This is a genomic window from Rouxiella badensis, assembly GCF_002093665.1.
In the GTDB taxonomy this organism is placed as follows: domain Bacteria; phylum Pseudomonadota; class Gammaproteobacteria; order Enterobacterales; family Enterobacteriaceae; genus Rouxiella; species Rouxiella badensis.
Map to the genome: position 1 here is coordinate 24037 of NZ_MRWE01000030.1, position 18100 is coordinate 42136.

Here is an 18100-nt window from a genome sequence, read left to right on the forward strand (position 1 = left end):
CGGGTTGATTATTTACGGTCGAGAGAAAATTTACCCGGTCCGGTCACGGCGAGCAGTAATAATCCCCCTACGATGGCAATATTTTTATAGAAATTGATTTCGTTGGCATAGTGCGCCGCACCGGTTAGACCCCAGAAAGGGTGACCAATTAAACCGGTTGCAAGGGTATACACCGCCATAATCAGCGCCAGCGGACGAGTATAAAAACCTAAAATAAGTGCAATGCCGACGAAGAACTCCATCACTACGGCAATAATCGCCGCGACGGTTGGGAACGGCGCACCTACCGAACTCATATAAGTCACTGTACCGCTAAAGCCGGTTATTTTCTCCAGACCGAAAATAACAAATAAAAGCATGAGCAGAACACGAGCCACAAGAATGATAATATCGCTGTATTTAGCAACGGAAAAATAACGCATAAGTGCCTTCCTGGTTAATTAATTTATAAACTGAAAGTTACTTTAACTCTTTCGTCATTGCGCATAAACTCCGTAAATGAACAACATAATCCCATAAGTGGCATAATCATGAAGTTTGACCCAGCGGATATGGTCCTGTTTGCCTGCGTAGTGGAGGAAGGCAGTTTCTCGGGGGCAGCAGAACGTCTCGACATCCCGAACTCAACCGTCTCGCGACGGATTTCAACGCTGGAAAACCAACTGGGTGAGCGCCTGCTGGTTCGCACCACCCGCAAGATGGTGATTACGGAATATGGTAAGGCGGTGCTGCGCCATGCCCAGCAGATTTCAGCCGAAATGGAGTCCATGCTGGCACTCACCGAAAACCGTAAGGCCAAGCCGAGCGGATTGCTGAGAATATCGATGCCGGGTGATTTCTCGCAGAACATGATTGGAGCGCTGCTGGCGGACTTCATTGAAAAATACCCCGACGTGACGCTGGATATCGACTCCTCCCAGCAGCGGGTTGATATCATCAGTGAGGGCTATGACGTCGCGCTACGTATGGGCAATCTGCAGAATGATTCTACGCTGGTGGCACGACAGCTTAGCACCTTTCGCGTGGCGCTCTACGCCTCGCCCAAGTTTCTTAAAAAGAGCGGGGCGGTAAAGCATCCGCAGGAATTGATGCATCGCGCCGTGCTAAGGCTTCGAACGCGTGGAGGGGAGGTTTCCCCGTGGCAACTCACCCGGGGAGACGAGTCCTGGGAGGGCAGCCCTCCGATGCGCGCGGTGGCCAACTCGCCGAGTGTGTTAATCAATCTTGCCCGGCTTGGGGCCGGGATAACCAGTGTAACGACGCATTTCGCCCATCCATTTCTGGAAAATGGAGAACTGGTGAGGGTACTCGAAGATTGGGAGTGTCCCGGCGTTCCCGTGTGGGCGGTATTCCCCGGACGGCGCTTGATGCCCTCAAGAACCCGGGTATTTATCGACAGTCTGGTTGCCAGCTTTGGGAAGTTTACCTCAACCTACTGAACCCCAACCACGGCAGCGCGTGGTTGTTCAGCTTAACTCTTTCAACGCAATTCAGGCAGCGTCAAAAATCACGTACAGCTTACGCATAGTGGTCTCAACCACCCAGGTGCCCTCGGTATTGGCCTCGAAGAAAAACGAGTCTCCGGCCGTAAAGGTCAATGTTGCCTCGCCGTCTGGGGTAAATGAACCGCTGCCACCGAGAAAATGCATGATCTCCGCCTGCCTGACCGAACGCCGGTAGCTGCCCGGCGTACATTCAAAGATACCGCTGTCGATGTCTTCCTTACCTGGAATGACCTTCTGCAGGCCGGAAAGCTTAACGGCAGGGGTATCGGGCAGTCCCTCAACGTTTCCCCAGGATTCCAACGCCTCGATAGAGGCCGGTTGTCCAATTTTTTGTACCTTCATTTAGTGAGTTCCTCAGCGTGGATGCAGTCAGGTTTTAGGGGGTTTTACGCTGTCCAGCTTACGGAATGCCTTAAAAACTTTATTAAACTTATGGGCGCTGGATTAACACATCAGAGTGCGAATCGACCCGGGTTTGGCAGGAAGTTTTGTCGGAGTGCGCTAAGGGGTGCAAACACACCCCATAGCGCTTTTCTTGTCGCGGGCTATTTCTTCACCTCAGGCTGGCCGACGCTCTGTTTCCTCAGTTTTGCCACCTCCTCGGCATTAACGGCTGACGCGCTATTTCCCCAACTGCTGCGAATAAAAGTTACCACGTCTGCCACCTGCTGGTCGTTCAGCCGCCATGCAAAATCTGGCATAGTCAGGCCGGTGATGGACTCGCGGGTTACCGGGGTTTTAGCGCCTGCCAGAACAATGTTGATCAGTGAGGACGGATCATCCCCCATCACGGCGGTATTCCCGGCAAGGGCAGGGAAGCTTTTTGTATACCCTTTGCCATCAATACGGTGACAGGCGGAGCAGTTATTCATATAAAGCAGAGATCCCGGTTGAGACATATCGCCTTTTATCAGCGCAGCGCTAGTCGAATCCGCTTTTGCAGAGGCTTGGGCCGGGGCATCGGACGACGGCAATGATTTAAGATAAGTTGCAATGGCGCTGAGATCGGCATCGGTGAGATATTGCGTGCTTTTCTCGATGGCTTCGCTCATGGGGCCAAATGCCGCATTCCCGTCGGTGTGGCCTGTCTTAAGGAACTCGGCAATCTCCTGCGCCGACCAGCTGCCCAACCCCGTTTTGCTATTGCCCGTCAGATCAGGCGCGGACCATCCGGCTAGCTGACCGCCGCTAAGGAAGCGCTTATCGTGCTGATCAAAGCCTTTTTCCTGATAAGCCAGTCCGCGCGGCGTATGGCAGGTTCCGCAGTGCGTAAGGCCCTGCACCAGGTAAGCCCCGCGATTCCATTCTGCACTTTGCGTCTGGTCGGGCTTATAGACATCGCTATCGTGGAAGGCCCAGTCCCACGCTGCCAGTGGCCATCGCATATTTAACGGCCATGGAATATCGCTCTTTCTGTTTGTCTGATGCACCGGCTTAACCTCATTCATCAAATAAGAATAAAGGGCGTGCATATCATCATCGTTTATTTTGGCATATTCCGTGTATGGCATGGCGGGATATAAACGATGACCGTCTTTTGCGATCCCTTGGCGTAACGCGCGTGAGAAATCTTCATAGCTGTAATTACCGATACCGGTGTCTTTATCTGGCGTAATATTGGTCGAGTAAATTGCCCCCACCGGAGTAACCATTTTCAACCCCCCTGTAAAAGGCGCGGAACCGGAGACGGTATGGCAGGCAGCACAGTCCCCTGTGGTGGCGATATATTCACCGCTGGCGACTTTTTCCTGAAAGTTTTCCGGGGCGGCCATGGCGAATTTGCAGGAAATAAATGCAGCAACAAATAACGAGAGTTGTTTTATTTTCATGTCTTTATTGCCTCAGTTAACGCTGAACCAGAGGCCCTGGATTTTTAAGATATTGCGACTTGATAGCGTTAGCGGCAAACAGCGTGGTCGCGCCAACGATTCCAGTCGGGTTGTAGGCAATGTTTTGCGGGAAGCAGCATGCGCCGAGAACAAAAACATTGGGCACATCCCAGCTTTGCAAATACTTGTTCACAACGCTGGTACGAGGGTCATCGCCCATGACCGCACCGCCGGTAGTATGCGTGGATTGATAAGGGCGGACATCGTAATGGGAATCCAGGTTTTTAAAGCCCATGCTGTAAGACAGCGGGTTGAGTTCCTTGACGATGTTCTCGACTTTTCCGGCCAGGAACTGGGTCAGTTTTAATTCATTTTGCTGCCAGTCGTAGGTCATCCTTAACAGCGGGAGTCCGTAGGCGTCCTTATAGGTTGGGTCGAGATCCAGGAAGCATTGCTTATACGGCATCACCGAGGCCGAGGAGCCGACGCTCATATTATGCAGATAGTTGTCTTTAATAGACTGCTTCCAACCCGATCCCCAGTTAGGTGCACCTTTAGGTAATACCATCTGTTGAATTGGTCTTGCGCCGGTGGCGTGGGCCGAAATACTGCCGCCGCCGATAAAGCCTACGTCGGAGTGGTCGAAGTTTTCACCGTTGAAATTATCGATATAGACCCCCGAAGCGCCCGCCGCGGCAAAGTGGTTGAAGTACACCTCTTTGCCAAAGAACAGTTTGGCTGCGCCATCGATTTGATAGGCATAGTTTCTGCCCACCACGCCTTCACCGGTGTCAGGGTTGTAAGGTTTTCCAATCCCAGAAAGTAACAGCAGGCGAACGTTATGCAGCTGGAAAGCGCTGAGAATAACCAGCGAGGCAGGTTGTTCAACTTCTTCGCCATTGGCATCGATATAGGTCACGCCCGTGGCTTTCTTTCCGGTGGAATCGGTAAGTACGCGCAGTACGTGGGAGTGGGGGCGCAATTCGAAATTACTGTACTGCTTGAGCGCCGGTATGACACAGGTCTGCGGTGACGCCTTGGAATAGTTGAAACAGCCAAATCTTTCGCAGAATCCGCAGTAGTTACAGGCCCCCATCTGAACGCCGTAGGGGTTGGTATAGCCGCCGGTGCTGATGGCCGCAGGACCGGAAAAGGCGTGATAACCCTGGTTCTTGACTACGTTGCGAAATATCTGGCCCGCATACTGATCTTTCAGCGGTTTATTCGGATAGTCGCCGCTGCGCGGTGCTTCGAAGGGGTTGCCTCCCTCAATAATTTTGCCCTGAATATTCCCCGCCTGGCCTGAAGCGCCACAAATTTTCTCAAACTTATCAAAATAGGGCTCCATTTCCGCATAGGTAAAGGGATAATCCTGAACGGTCATATCAGCAGGAATAAATTTAGCGCCATATTTTTCAGTGATAGTGGTTTTAACTTTCAGGTCGCTTTCAAGCGGACGCCACAACAAACCGTTCCAGTGAACGCCAGCACCGCCTACGCCATCGCCGGGTAAGAATGAGCCCAAACGGCGGTAGGGATAGGCTTTGCTTCCTGGGGTATGGCGGATAGTGACCGTTTCTTTCGAAATGTTCTGGAATAACTTAAGCCTTATCCCATAAGTTAATTCATCAACGATGCGTGGATAGGTAAAGTCGGGGTAGGTATCACGCTGTTCGCCGCGTTCTAACGCAACAATTTTTAATCCAGTCTCGGATAATTCTCTTGCCATTACAGAGCCGGTCCAACCAAAACCGACAATAACAATATCAACTTGCTCTTTTTTTATCGTCATTTTTATGCGCCATTCTTACCTGAAATACTCACCGGACCCAGCGGGTAATGGGTGTTGGGATTATCCATTACCTGAACAAAATCAGCGCGAGCGCCCGGGAAGCCGATCATTTTCCACGATGCCTGGGTGCGGTTTCCGCCATGAATAGGGTCGGCGAGATAGCCTTCTTTGGTGTTCTCCAACAGCTGGCCGAAAAACAGTTTGGAAGAAATATCGGCAAGCTGGATGTGACCCGCCTCAAGCGCGTGTAATACCCCCTCTCGCTCGGCATTTTCCAGGTCTGCAAATTTCTTCTGATATTTTTGCTGGCAGTATTGATCGGTGGCTTTAATTCCCCTGCGATATATATCACGCGGCACCAGATTAGTTTGATATCCCAGCTCTGGAATGGTTTGCTCAAACGGCGGTTGCATATACCACAAGGCGCCGTGACCGTAGGGCAGCTCCATTTGCTTATCAATATAGACAGGCACACCTTCGCTCACCGCACCGGGACCATTATCGTCCTGAGGAATTAACCGATCGGTGGCCGAAATAATGAAGCGCCATTCCTCGTGATTAAAAAATATCGGTACATATTGATAGACGAATTCATCCTCTTTATTTTTTTCAGCGGCTGAAACACTTTTTGCAATAACAGTTCCTGAAAGGGCGGTAACTGGCAATATCGCAAGGGAACGTTGAAGGAATTTTCTGCGAGAGTTTACAATCTCACCCTCTTCTTTTTTCATTATCTCCGACCTCAACTTATTGTTATAAAAAATAAATAAAAGTTAAAATAAAGTTACATATTTTGCGTTGGCAGACTTATAGCATGGGGTAATCACAAAAAACACAGGCTGACTGGTTATGAATGCCAACGGAGCAGGTTATGAATTGCCTAATGGAATGACTTTTTATGGGGTTTTACGCACCGGAATAACAACAGAAGGGGAGGGGAGATATCAGGTCTTGACGTATTTGGTTGCATATACTTACATGCATTAATGGATGTAAGTGAGCTTATTTAGCCTGTTTTTGGCGTTAGGATTAACTTTAGTTTGAGGGTAATGCAGAAAATGGGTATGTCATGGGCGAGAGATTTTTATATTCTAGATAATAAAAACCACGCCGGAGCGTGGTTTTTAAATTCAACCGTAAAGATGGATAATTAAACGTTGAACAGGAAGTTCATTACGTCGCCATCTTTAACGATGTAGTCTTTGCCTTCTGAACGCATTTTACCGGCTTCTTTCGCGCCTTGCTCACCTTTGTAGGTGACGAAGTCGTCAAAACCGATTGTCTGTGCGCGGATAAAGCCTTTCTCAAAGTCGGTGTGGATCTTACCGGCTGCCTGAGGTGCGGTAGCGCCTACTGGAATGGTCCAGGCGCGAACTTCTTTCACACCGGCGGTGAAGTAGGTTTGCAGGTTCAGCAGCTCGTAACCTGCGCGGATAACGCGGTTCAGGCCCGGCTCTTCCAGACCCAGTTCAGCCATGAACTCAGCGCGGTCTTCGTCTTCCAGCTCGGCGATATCAGATTCAACGGCGGCACAAACGGCAACCACAACGGAACCTTCGGCATCAGCGATTGCGCGAACTTTGTCGAGGTACGGGTTGTTTTCGAAACCGTCTTCGTTAACGTTGGCGATATACATGGTCGGCTTCAGGGTCAGGAAGCTGAGGTAGCGGATGGCCGCTTTGTCTTCGTCTGACAGGTCAAGCGCACGCAGCATACCCGCTTGTTCAAGCTGCGGCAGGCATTTTTCCAGCGCAGCCAGTTCAGCTTTTGCGTCTTTATCGCCGCCTTTGGCTTTCTTCTGTACGCGGTGAATCGCGCGCTCACAGGTGTCGAGGTCAGAAAGCGCCAGCTCGGTGTTGATCACGTCGATGTCATCAGCCGGGTCAACTCTGTTGTTAACGTGGATGATATTGTCGTTTTCGAAACAACGGACAACGTGGCCAATAGCTTCGGTTTCACGGATGTTGGTCAGGAACTGGTTACCCAGGCCTTCACCTTTTGACGCGCCTTTAACCAGACCGGCGATATCAACGAATTCCATGGTGGTTGGAACAACGCGCTGAGGTTTCACTATCTCGCACAGTTTGTCGAGACGTGGATCGGGCATTGGTACAACGCCGGTATTCGGTTCGATGGTGCAGAACGGGAAATTGGCCGCTTCGATACCTGCTTTGGTCAGCGCATTGAAAAGAGTTGATTTACCAACGTTCGGCAGGCCGACGATACCGCATTTGAATCCCATGTTTTATATCACCTTAATATCTTAATAATCAGGAGCTTAAAGTAATCATCCTGATGTAATGACCATAATTCCGCTTATTATACACAGTTTGCGTGTTGAACTCGATCCGCATCTTTTTAAGGTAAAATGCCCCCACTCTTGTTATTGTCGCCTTGTTTGTTTTATTTAACTCAAAGTATTGGATATTCGCATGTTAACTCTGAAGAACTTCAGGGCGGCTGACGTCAAAAATGACGTATTGGCCGGCTTTGTAGTTGCTGTCTCAATGATCCCTGAAGCGGTGGGCTTCTCGCTGGTGGCAGGCCTGTCACCAATAGTCGGGCTACATACCGCGTTTATCATCGGTATCGTCACCGCGTTGTTCGGCGGTAAGCCGGGCATGGTGTCAGGTGCGGCGGGGTCGATAGTGGTGGTATTAATGAGCCTTGCGGCGCAGCACGGCATGGGCTACGTACTTTGGGCTACGCTGTTTGCCGGACTGATTCAGATTGCCATCGGCGTGTTCCGGCTGGGCAAATTTATTCGTCTGGTGCCGCTTCCCGCTATTCACGGTTTCGTCAACGGATTAGCGATAGTCATTATGCTGGCGCAGCTGCACATGATTGCCGGACAGGGGATGTTGATGTACGGGCTGGTGCTGCTGGCGATTGCCGTGGTCGTCATCTTTCCGAAAATTACCCGCGTTATTCCTTCGTCGCTGGCCGCGCTGATTATCGTTTCTGCGGTCGCGATAGGTTTTCACCTGCAAACGCTGCGGGTCGGTGATTTAGCGGATATCTCTGGCGCATTGCCGAGCTTCTCGCTGCCGGCTGCGCCCTTTACCCTCGATATGCTGAAGGTTGTGCTGCCTTATGCGGTGGTTATCGCGCTGGTGGGACTCATCGAATCGCTGCTGACCATGACGGTGCTCGATGAAATGGGGGGCAAGAAAGGCAACGGTAACCGCGAGAGTATTGCGCAGGGTGCCGGTAATACTCTTTGCGGCCTGTTTGGCTGCTTCGCCGGGTGCGCGATGATTGGGCAGTCGATCATCAACTTCACCTCGGGCGGTCGCGGTCGCATCTCCGGCACGGTAGGCGCTATTCTGCTGATCCTCTTCGTGGTGAGCCTGGCGGATTATATCGGCCTGATTCCGGTCGCTGCACTGGCGGGCATTATGCTGGTGGTGTGCTATAACACCTTTGAGTGGAGCTCGTTCCGCCGTCTGCGCCGTATGCCGAAGTCTGACGCGCTGGTGATGGTGGCCGTGACCCTGATTACTATTTTCACCGATCTAGCCGTGGCGGTCATCAGCGGAGTGATTATCTCCGCGCTGGTCTTTGCCTGGCAGCACGCGCGTATCAGCATTCGCAGCCGTCAGCAGAAGGGGGATTTGGTGATGTATAAGCTGGAAGGGCCGCTGTTCTTTGGCTCAACCGCCGCCTTCGCCGAGCTGTTTACGCCAGAGCAGGATCCGCAAAATGTGATCCTGGATTTCTCGGCCACGCGGGTGATGGATTCAAGCGGCGTCGAGGCGATTGATAAAATCACCGGTCGCTATCTCGAGGCGGGCAAGACTATCCGTTTACGCCACCTGAGTGCCGACTGCGTGAGGCTACTCGCCAAGGCGGGGCCATTCTGTAGCCACGAGCTGGACGACCCAGACTATTACGTTGCGGAAGATAATTACCAGACTGACGATAAATCGTTGGGAAAAGAAACGTTTAGGGTAAGAACCTAACAACGTGGGTGAGAGAGGCTATGCGTAAGTTACCCCTCTCACGCTTCCCCCACGCCGGGGGAAGCGGCCTTAAACGCTTAACCTTCTGCTTTAAAACTGTGCAAACGGTTCATCGCTTTCAATAACCCGTCTTTCATCAGAATATCCGTACAGCGCAACGACTCGTCAATGGCTTCATCAATCAGCTTCTGTTCGCTGGCCGGCGGTTTACCGAGCACAAAACCGACGACCTTACTGCGATCGCCAGGATGACCGATGCCGATGCGCAGGCGATAGAAGTTTGGATTGTTACCCAGCTTGCTCTGAATATCTTTTAAACCGTTATGGCCGCCGTTGCCGCCACCCAGTTTGATCTTCGCGATACCGGGAAGGAAGTCCAGTTCGTCGTGGGCGACCAGAATTTCGGCCGGTTCAATACGGTAGAAGTTCGCCATGGCGCTGACCGCCTTGCCGCTCAGGTTCATGAAGGTGGTCGGCACCAACAGACGTACGTCTTGCCCATTCATTGATAAACGCGCCGTGTAGCCGAAGAATTTACTCTCTTCTTTTAACTGTTGGTTATGCTGACGGGCCAATTGATCCACATACCATGCACCGGCATTGTGGCGGGTCTGGGCATATTCGGCTCCGGGATTCGCCAGGCCAACGATTAATTTAATGCTGCTCACGTTCTTTTCGCTTCTCGAGGGAATAATCTGGCCGATAGTTTACCCGTGCTTTGCCGCCGTGCCAAACCGTGCGGTAAATAAAGCCCCCCATTACTTCAGAATCGAATAGTTACATTTTATAATTATTCACCTTTCAATGAGATATCCCCAAAGAAGCGTAAAGATTTGTCATTTTGCATCTCCACACTGTGATCGTGCCCGCAACCCCTCCCCGACGTGACGGCTATAATTTATACAGGATGAAGTGACGCTCTTTGCTTAATGCAAAGGAAAATGCAAAGGATTTAAGGAGGTGACGAATGAAACGTAAAAACGCAGCCCTGTGCGGTAACCTGTTGATGGGAGTAGGATTGGTTATCATGGTTGGCGGTATCGCCTATGCGGTACTCAGCCAGGTGTCCAACCTTGGCATGCCTGACTTCTTCACCCACGGTGCCGTCATGAGCATATTCATCGGTGCACTGCTGTGGTTAACCGGGGCACGGGTCGGGGGACGCGAAGCCGTCGCCGATCGTTACTATTGGGTACGTCATTACGACGCTCGCTGCCGTAAAAATCATCGCCACTCCTGACCCTAACCGCTGCGTGAAGCGAAAGCGCGCTGACTTAAGGTTAGAAACTAAAAAGCCCCGGGGATCCGGGGCTTTTTATTGTTAATCGCTTTTATAACGCACGGTTAAAAGGATTAATGCTCGAACATCGCTGAAATCGATTCTTCATTGCTGATACGGCGGATGGCTTCAGCCAGCATGCCGGACAGCGTCAAAGTGCGCACGTTTTTCAGGGCGCGAATTTCAGGAGACAGCGGGATGGTATCACACACGATCACTTCATCAATCACGGAGTGCTTGATGTTCTCTACGGCGTTGCCGGAGAAGATTGGGTGAGTCGCATAGGCGAAGACACGCTTGGCACCGCGCTCTTTCAGCGCTTCAGCGGCTTTACACAGGGTGCCGCCGGTGTCGATCATGTCATCAACCAGGATACAGTCACGACCGCTTACGTCACCAATAATGTGCATCACCTGCGAAACGTTTGCGCGAGGGCGACGTTTATCGATGATGGCCATGTCGGTGTCATTCAGCAGTTTAGCAACGGCACGCGCACGAACAACGCCGCCGATGTCTGGAGAAACCACGATTGGGTTTTCGAGATTTTGCTGCATCATGTCTTCGAGCAGGATTGGGCTACCGAACACGTTATCAACCGGGACATCGAAGAAGCCCTGGATTTGTTCTGCGTGCAAATCAACGGTTAAAACGCGGTCAACGCCTACGCTGGAAAGGAAGTCGGCAACGACTTTGGCGGTGATCGGTACACGCGCTGAACGCACGCGGCGATCCTGACGTGCATAACCGAAGTAGGGGATAACTGCCGTGATGCGGCCGGCAGAGGCGCGCCGGAGTGCATCGACCATTACCACGAGTTCCATCAGGTTGTCGTTAGTAGGCGCGCAGGTGGATTGGATAATGAAAATATCTCCGCCACGTACATTTTCGTTAATTTGCACACTTACTTCACCGTCACTAAAACGACTGACGGCGGCGTCACCTAGGCTGGTGTATAAACGGTTGGCAATACGTTGTGCTAGTTCCGGGATGGCGTTACCAGCAAAAAGCTTCATATCAGGCACGAGAAGAACCTCAGGCTTGCGTCCAGAGAAGATATCGGCTTGTGATTTCACCGGGCGGTGAGCGAAACCACAGCAATATACATACGTACAACTTACCCTTCGTCCCTCAGCGAGCGGCGGATGTTTCCGCGGGCTGAAGTCGGTCAGGTATACAGATTAAATCTAAAAAATTCCGAGAGGCTGGCAAAGAACAGACACAAATAGCGGGAACTTGTGACTCTCTACGCTTTGGCTGCGGCTCTCATCAGCTCGGCACGTGTTTTGTGCAGCGGCGAGACGTTAACGCCTCGGGCGACAAAACCGTTAATCCATGCCGGCGCCTTACTCAACACCTCGTTGGCGGACTCCTCTGTGTCGAATTCGGCAAACACACAGGCCCCTGTTCCGGTGAGGCGCGACGGCGCGTATTCTAGCAGCCATGAAACAAGCTGTTCAACCTCGCAAAAACGTTTTCTTGCAATAGGTTCACAATCATTAGTGTAAGTTGTGTGCAATAGCACATCAATCGAGCGTTTTGGCGTATCTCGAATCAGTTCGGGATCGCCAAAAATAGCCGGTGTCGGAATACTGACGCCAGGATGCGCGACCAGATACCATTTTTCCTCCGGTGAAACGGGCTGTAACACTTCCCCGATGCCTTCGGCAAACGCGGCGTGTCCCATCACAAACACCGGCACGTCTGCCCCGAGGGTAACGCCCAGCTCCGCCAGCTCGCTGTCGCTGAAATGGCAATTCCACAGCAGATTGAGCGCCACTAACGTGGTTGCCGCGTTGGAGGAGCCCCCACCGAGACCTCCGCCCATCGGCAGACGCTTTTCTATCTGGATGTCCATACCACACGGCGACGGCAGGCCTTGCTGCGCCATACGCGCCTGCAACAGTTTCGCGGCACGTATAATCAGGTTCTGCTCATCCGGCACGCCCTCGACGGAAGGGCTGAGCGTGATTTTATCGTCATCACGGGGCGTAAACGCCAGGCTGTCTCCGTAGTCAACGAACTGAAACAGCGTTTGCAGATTGTGATAGCCGTTGGCGCGTTGCCCGGTGATGTACAGGAATAAATTGAGTTTAGCCGGAGATGGCCAAAAAAGCGTCATCTCAGTTTAGCGTCCAGCTGTCCATTTTTAACTTAATGCGCTGCGTGCCCTGAGTCATCTCGAGGCGGTTCGGCAGCGGTGGTGTGACGGTAGTGTCGTAGCTCTGATAGCTGACGCTGCCGTTGAGGCCTTTCTGTTTATAGTTGACCTGGCGCAGACGGTACTGGCTGTCGAGGCTGAAGTCGCTGCTGTCGCCCGGCAGGCCCAGCATCCACTGGCGCATATTGGACAGCGGGATCGACATGCCGGTCAGCTTCTGAATCATGTCATCAGGATTGTTGCTGGTGTATTGTTTACCCTGATTATTAGTCAGCTGCGCGTTGCCGTCCTGCACTTTCAGTTCCATCTCGGTGCTGCCCAGCGGATTGGTCAGCAGCAGGCGATAGCTCTGTGGCGAGAATTGCTGCCAGAAGAAGTGCGCATACACTTTCTGACTGTCTGAGATATAGGCGAAGGATCCGCGGGTCTGGTAGTGATCCAGTTGCTTAACCTGCTGTTCGTGCTGACGCCACTGCGGCGAAGTCGGGCTGGTAGAAGGACCGGTGGTCGGCGAGAAGGTCGAACAGGCGGTCAGCACCAGGCTGGCGAGAGGAAGCAGGCGAAGCAGGTTGGCTTTATGCATTGGCATAACGAGTCGGGTCCTTTCATTAAAACAATCTTCCGGGGAGTCTAGCACACCTTGCAGGCGGAGGCTGCCCAGCGTTGAAGTTTGAAAAATCACGCGATGATGAGGGAATCACTTTGCCTTTGACAGCAGGTTAATGTAATCAGCTTTGTCTGGGAAAAGCGGCCAATTTTGGTGTAAATGATTATCAATCTCTACTGCCAGGTGCCGTTAATCACAGCTTTTTACAAAAACCGGACAGATAGTGCGGTGTGGCTTTTATTGATCTCAGTCATCTTGTAGAATGCGCCTCAGACGTAAACCCATACAAAGAAAAGTCTCTTTCGACTATCGCTCCCATGACCCTACTTGCATTAGGTATTAATCACAAAACCGCCCCGGTATCTCTGCGTGAAAAGGTCACGTTCTCGCCAGACACTATCGAACAGGCGCTCTCCAGTCTGCTTCAGCAACCGCTGGTGCAGGGCGGCGTCGTGCTGTCAACCTGTAACCGCACCGAGCTGTATCTCAGCGTCGAGCAGCAGGAAAAGCTGGCGGGAAAGGGCGATGTGCATGAGCAGCTGGTTGCCTGGTTATGTGATTATCATCAGTTGAGCGCGGAAGAGGTCAAGAAAAGCCTTTACTGGCACCAGGATAACGACGCAGTCAGTCACCTGATGCGCGTCGCCAGCGGTTTGGATTCGCTGGTGCTCGGCGAGCCGCAGATCCTCGGTCAAGTGAAGAAAGCCTTTGCCGAATCGCAGCACGGTCATGCGGTGTCGGGTGAGCTTGAGCGTTTATTCCAGAAGTCTTTCTCAGTGGCAAAACGCGTGCGCACCGAAACCGACATCGGGGCCAGCGCGGTTTCCGTTGCCTTCGCCGCCTGTACGCTGGCGCGTCAAATATTCGAATCTCTCGCTGAAGTCAACGTGCTGCTGGTCGGTGCGGGTGAGACCATCGAGCTTGTCGCACGTCATCTGCGCGAACACAACGTCCGTCATATGATGATTGCCAACCGTACCCGCGAACGTGCGCAGGTGCTTGCCGATGAAGTTGGCGCTGAGGTTGTTTCTCTGCAAGACATCGACGCCCGTCTGGCCGATGCCGATATTATCATCAGTTCTACCGCCAGTCCGCTGCCGATTATCGGTAAAGGCATGGTCGAGCGTGCGCTGAAAGCGCGTCGCAATCAGCCGATGCTGATGGTCGATATCGCGGTTCCCCGTGATATCGAGCCGGAAGTCGGCAAACTCGCCAACGCCTACCTTTATAGCGTTGATGACCTGCACAGCATTATTCAAAAAAATCTTGCCCAACGTAAGGCCGCCGCGATTCAGGCAGAGTCTATCGTCGAGCAGGAAAGCTCCAACTTTATGGCCTGGTTGCGCTCTCAGGGCGCCGTTGAAGTTATCCGCGATTATCGCTCCCGCGCCGATACCGTCCGCGCCGATATGGAAGCCAAAGCCCTGGCGGCAATTGCGCAGGGTGCCGACGTCCAAAGCGTTATTCACGAACTGGCCCATAAACTCACCAACCGCCTTATTCATGCCCCAACCCGTTCACTGCAACAGGCCGCCAGCGATGGTGATGTTGAGCGTTTGCAAATTTTACGCGATAGTCTCGGTCTAGATCAGTAAAATACCCGAAAGGTCGAGTACCTGAAGGCGGCCACCACACCTGCGTCTGGATGGACGCGGGTATAGTTCTTATTATCACAGGGTAAAACACTACGCATGAAGCCTTCTATCGTTGCCAAACTGGAAGTGTTACAAGAGCGCCATGAAGAAGTTCAGGCGATGCTCGGCGACGCGACTGTCATTGCCGATCAGGAAAAATTCCGCAATCTTTCTCGCGAATATGCTCAGTTGAGCGATGTTTCCGCCTGCTTCCTGACCTGGCGTCAGGCGCAGGAAGACCTGGTCGCCGCGCAGGAGATGCTCGACGATCCCGAGATGCGCGAGATGGCGCAGGACGAAATCAAGCAGTGTGAGGCCAAGCTCGAAGAGCTCGAGAAAGAACTCCAGCTGCTGCTGCTGCCAAAAGATCCCGACGACGAGCGCAGCGCCTTCCTTGAAATCCGCGCCGGAACCGGCGGTGACGAGGCGGCGATTTTTGCCGGTGACCTGTTCCGTATGTACAGCCGTTATGCCGAGACGCGTCGCTGGCGCGTCGAAGTCATGAGCGCCAACGACGGCGAGCACGGCGGATATAAAGAAGTGATCGCCAAGGTGACCGGTGACGGCGTTTACGGTCAGTTCAAATTCGAGTCCGGCGGCCACCGCGTTCAACGCGTCCCCGAGACCGAATCGCAGGGTCGTATCCACACTTCTGCCTGTACTGTTGCCGTGCTGCCTGAGGTTCCTGAGGCCGAAATGCCTGAAATCAACGCCGGTGACCTGCGTATTGATACCTTCCGCTCCTCGGGTGCGGGCGGCCAGCACGTTAACACCACCGACTCGGCTATCCGTATTACCCACTTGCCGACCGGCATCGTGGTTGAGTGTCAGGACGAACGTTCGCAGCACAAAAACAAGGCTAAGGCACTCTCTGTGCTGGGCGCGCGTATTCGTGCCGCTGAGGTGTCAAAGCGTCAGTTAGAAGAGGCCTCAACGCGCCGCAATCTGCTGGGCAGCGGCGACCGTTCTGACCGCAACCGCACCTACAATTTCCCGCAGGGAAGGGTGACCGACCACCGCATCAACTTGACAATCTACCGTCTGGACGAAGTGATGGAAGGCAAGTTGGATATGCTTATCCAACCTATCGTGCAGGAATATCAGGCCGACCAGCTCGCCGCGCTGTCCGAGCAGGAATAATGGACTTTAGCCGCTGGTTGACCCAAGCCGTTGGGCGTCTGGCGGCCAGTGATAGCCCGAAGCGGGATGCTGAAATCCTGCTCGGGCACGTCACCGGTCGTACCCGCACCTATATCATGGCCTTTGGCGAAACAGAGCTTAGCGACGATCAACGGCTACAGCTCGAGTCTTTGCTGAGCCGACGCGAGAAGGGCGAACCCATCGCCTATCTGGTCGGCGAGCGTGAGTTCTGGTCTTTGCCGCTGTCCGTTTCTCCCGCCACGCTTATCCCGCGCCCCGACACCGAGTGTCTGGTTGAGCAGGCGTTGCTGCGCCTTGAGCCTTCCCCTGCGCGAGTGCTGGATTTAGGCACCGGCACCGGCGCTATTGCGCTTGCTATCGCCAGCGAAAGGCCCGACTGCCAGATAACGGGCGTTGACTTACAGCCCGACGCCGTGGCGCTGGCGCAGTACAACGGCAGCAAACTCGCTATCCCCAATGCCCAATTTTTGCAGGGCAGCTGGTTTGTACCGGTCGGGGGGCAATCCTTCGAGATTATCGTCAGTAATCCTCCCTATATTGACGCCACCGACCCGCACCTTGCGCAGGGTGACGTACGCTTTGAACCCGCTACTGCCTTGATTGCAGACAATAAAGGTCTCGCCGACATTGACTATATTGTCTCTCAGGCACCGGCATTTCTGGTGCCCGGCGGCTGGCTGTTGCTCGAGCACGGTTGGGAACAGGGAGAGTCTGTCAGAACTATCCTACAGGCAGCCGGTTTTAACGCAATTGAGACGGTCAAAGACTATGGGGATAACGATCGCATCACTCTTGGACAATGGCCCGCTTTGTCTCAGGCCGAGTTGCCCTGATTTTGAAAACCCCCTCGGCCTGTTTTGGATGAAAATTTCGTCCTAAAGTGTCGCAGGTATGAGGGACATCCCGCAATAATTGAGCCTTTTCGGCTAACCTAATAAAAAAGGAAGCAGTAATGTCATCATATATTTGGGTAAAAGATTTCCATATCGTGTTTATTACGTTAAGTATCGCGCTCTTTGTGCTGCGCTTTTTCTGGAAATGGGCGAATGCCGACATCATGCAGAAGCGCTGGGTCAAGATTGCGCCGCATATCATTGATACCTTTATGTTGTTAAGCGGCATCTGGCTGGTCTTCATTACCCACTTTTATCCTTTCTCCCCACAAGGTTCATGGCTGACCGAAAAGCTATTTGGCGTTATCATCTATATCGCTCTTGGATTTGTGGCTCTAGGGTCAGGCAAGGACGGCTTGCGCAGCCAAAAGACGCGCTGGGTGGCTTTTATTCTGGCCTTGGGTTGTTTGTATTTGATTGTTAAGCTAGCCATAACAAAAATACCGCTGCTAATGGGATAACTATGAGCACCATTGCTGATTTTGAATTTAACACTGCGCCGTTAAGTGCAGGTGTCATCCTGGTGACGCAGGCAATCCGCTTTGATTTTAAGGCCGACGATGTCAATCGCCAGTTACAGGCGCTGATCGACGAAGCCCGCAGTAAGGTACCTGAAAACCTGAGTCAGGATCAGCAGCTGGAAGTACTGATTGAACTGTTTTATCGCACCTGGGGTTTTGGCGGAGCAGGCGGCGTATACCGCCTGTCCGATGCAATCTGGATAGACAAAGTGCTGGCCTCGCGTCAGGGTACGCCGGTGTCGTTGGGGGTCATTTTCCTGCACATCGCCCATGCGCTTGAGCTGCCGCTGATGCCGGTCATTTTTCCGACCCAGCTTATCCTACGAGCCGACTGGCTTGACGAAGAGATGTGGCTGGTCAATCCGCTCAACGGTGAAACGCTTAGCGAGCACGTTTTAGAAGTGTGGCTGAAAGGCAATCTTGGCGTTAGCGCCGAGATAGAGGACGAAGACCTCGAAGAGGCCGACCACACCATGATTATCCGCAAGATGCTCGACACGCTCAAAGCCGCACTGATGGAAGAGAAACAGATGGAGCTGGCGCTTAGCACCAGCGAAGCAGTGCTCGAGTTCGATCCCGACGATCCCTATGAAATTCGCGATCGCGGGCTTATCTATGCGCAGCTCGACTGCAATCACGTGGCCATCTCGGATTTGAATTATTTCGTCGAGCAGTGCCCGGAAGATCCGATTTCCGAAGTGATTAAAGTTCAGATTCACTCTATTGAACAAAAGCAGATAACGTTACATTAATGAGCTC

General features: G+C 52.6%; 18 protein-coding genes. 8 read left to right on the forward strand and 10 right to left on the reverse strand.

All coding sequences use genetic code 11. From position 1 onward, the window contains the following. Positions 1–8 precede the first annotated feature (8 nt). The gene (locus tag BS640_RS16505; protein WP_084912944.1) at positions 9–422 is read right to left on the reverse strand and encodes a DoxX family protein; all 414 of its coding nucleotides are present in this window, start codon (positions 420–422) and stop codon (positions 9–11) included. 108 nt (positions 423–530) lie between these two features. Here BS640_RS16505 and BS640_RS16510 point away from each other — a divergent pair, with 108 nt between their 5' ends. Continuing rightward, positions 531–1439, forward strand: coding sequence for a LysR family transcriptional regulator (locus BS640_RS16510; protein WP_017492165.1), 909 nt, complete (start codon positions 531–533; stop codon positions 1437–1439). A gap of 51 nt (positions 1440–1490) precedes the next feature. Here the strand turns inward: BS640_RS16510 and BS640_RS16515 are convergent, their stop codons facing one another. The 5 genes from BS640_RS16515 to ychF all read right to left on the reverse strand — a co-directional run bounded on the left by BS640_RS16515 (position 1491) and on the right by ychF (position 7368). Continuing rightward, the gene (locus BS640_RS16515) at positions 1491–1847 is read right to left on the reverse strand and encodes a cupin domain-containing protein (RefSeq protein ID WP_017492164.1); all 357 of its coding nucleotides are present in this window, start codon (positions 1845–1847) and stop codon (positions 1491–1493) included. Between the two features lie 203 nt (positions 1848–2050). Continuing rightward, positions 2051–3334, reverse strand: coding sequence for a c-type cytochrome (locus tag BS640_RS16520; protein WP_084912945.1), 1284 nt, complete (start codon positions 3332–3334; stop codon positions 2051–2053). Between the two features lie 16 nt (positions 3335–3350). Further along, positions 3351–5126, reverse strand: a complete 1776-nt coding sequence (locus tag BS640_RS16525; RefSeq protein ID WP_084912946.1) for a GMC family oxidoreductase — start codon at positions 5124–5126, stop codon at positions 3351–3353. A 2-nt stretch (positions 5127–5128) separates the two neighbouring features. Next, the gene (locus BS640_RS16530) at positions 5129–5857 is read right to left on the reverse strand and encodes a gluconate 2-dehydrogenase subunit 3 family protein (protein ID WP_017492161.1); all 729 of its coding nucleotides are present in this window, start codon (positions 5855–5857) and stop codon (positions 5129–5131) included. A 419-nt stretch (positions 5858–6276) separates the two neighbouring features. After that, a complete protein-coding gene (ychF, locus tag BS640_RS16535) occupies positions 6277–7368 on the reverse strand; it encodes a redox-regulated ATPase YchF (RefSeq protein ID WP_017492160.1) in 1092 nt (363 codons plus the stop codon). A 190-nt stretch (positions 7369–7558) separates the two neighbouring features. Here ychF and BS640_RS16540 point away from each other — a divergent pair, with 190 nt between their 5' ends. Next, on the forward strand, positions 7559–9088 hold the full coding sequence (locus tag BS640_RS16540; RefSeq protein WP_084912947.1) for a SulP family inorganic anion transporter: 1530 nt from the start codon (positions 7559–7561) through the stop codon (positions 9086–9088). A 77-nt stretch (positions 9089–9165) separates the two neighbouring features. Here the strand turns inward: BS640_RS16540 and pth are convergent, their stop codons facing one another. Further along, positions 9166–9756: an aminoacyl-tRNA hydrolase gene (pth, locus tag BS640_RS16545; protein ID WP_017492158.1), complete on the reverse strand. Its 591-nt coding sequence runs from the start codon at positions 9754–9756 to the stop codon at positions 9166–9168. A 299-nt stretch (positions 9757–10055) separates the two neighbouring features. On the opposite strand from pth, the gene ychH reads away from it, so the two are divergent. Next, positions 10056–10328 carry a stress-induced protein YchH gene (gene ychH, locus BS640_RS16550; protein WP_017492157.1) on the forward strand — a complete coding sequence of 91 codons (273 nt, stop codon included), beginning with the start codon at positions 10056–10058 and terminating at the stop codon, positions 10326–10328. 113 nt (positions 10329–10441) lie between these two features. Here the strand turns inward: ychH and prs are convergent, their stop codons facing one another. The 3 genes from prs to lolB form a co-directional block, all read right to left on the reverse strand. Then, positions 10442–11389 carry a ribose-phosphate diphosphokinase gene (gene prs, locus BS640_RS16555; RefSeq protein WP_026110560.1) on the reverse strand — a complete coding sequence of 316 codons (948 nt, stop codon included), beginning with the start codon at positions 11387–11389 and terminating at the stop codon, positions 10442–10444. Between the two features lie 221 nt (positions 11390–11610). Next, positions 11611–12486, reverse strand: a complete 876-nt coding sequence (gene ispE, locus BS640_RS16560) for a 4-(cytidine 5'-diphospho)-2-C-methyl-D-erythritol kinase (RefSeq protein ID WP_084912948.1) — start codon at positions 12484–12486, stop codon at positions 11611–11613. A 1-nt stretch (position 12487) separates the two neighbouring features. After that, positions 12488–13114 (reverse strand): lipoprotein insertase outer membrane protein LolB, encoded by a 627-nt coding sequence (lolB, locus tag BS640_RS16565; RefSeq protein WP_017492154.1) that lies wholly within the window; start codon positions 13112–13114, stop codon positions 12488–12490. A 335-nt stretch (positions 13115–13449) separates the two neighbouring features. Here lolB and hemA point away from each other — a divergent pair, with 335 nt between their 5' ends. The 5 genes from hemA to sirB1 all read left to right on the forward strand — a co-directional run bounded on the left by hemA (position 13450) and on the right by sirB1 (position 18093). Next, positions 13450–14727 (forward strand): glutamyl-tRNA reductase, encoded by a 1278-nt coding sequence (gene hemA / locus BS640_RS16570; protein ID WP_017492153.1) that lies wholly within the window; start codon positions 13450–13452, stop codon positions 14725–14727. 96 nt (positions 14728–14823) lie between these two features. Continuing rightward, the gene (prfA, locus tag BS640_RS16575; protein WP_017492152.1) at positions 14824–15906 is read left to right on the forward strand and encodes a peptide chain release factor 1; all 1083 of its coding nucleotides are present in this window, start codon (positions 14824–14826) and stop codon (positions 15904–15906) included. Next, positions 15906–16760 carry a peptide chain release factor N(5)-glutamine methyltransferase gene (gene prmC, locus BS640_RS16580; protein ID WP_017492151.1) on the forward strand — a complete coding sequence of 285 codons (855 nt, stop codon included), beginning with the start codon at positions 15906–15908 and terminating at the stop codon, positions 16758–16760. The genes prfA and prmC overlap by 1 nt, the downstream gene beginning before the upstream one ends. A gap of 119 nt (positions 16761–16879) precedes the next feature. Continuing rightward, positions 16880–17281 carry a SirB2 family protein gene (locus BS640_RS16585; RefSeq protein WP_017492150.1) on the forward strand — a complete coding sequence of 134 codons (402 nt, stop codon included), beginning with the start codon at positions 16880–16882 and terminating at the stop codon, positions 17279–17281. Between the two features lie 2 nt (positions 17282–17283). Beyond that, positions 17284–18093: an invasion regulator SirB1 gene (gene sirB1, locus BS640_RS16590; protein WP_017492149.1), complete on the forward strand. Its 810-nt coding sequence runs from the start codon at positions 17284–17286 to the stop codon at positions 18091–18093. The last annotated feature ends 7 nt before the right edge of the window (positions 18094–18100 follow it).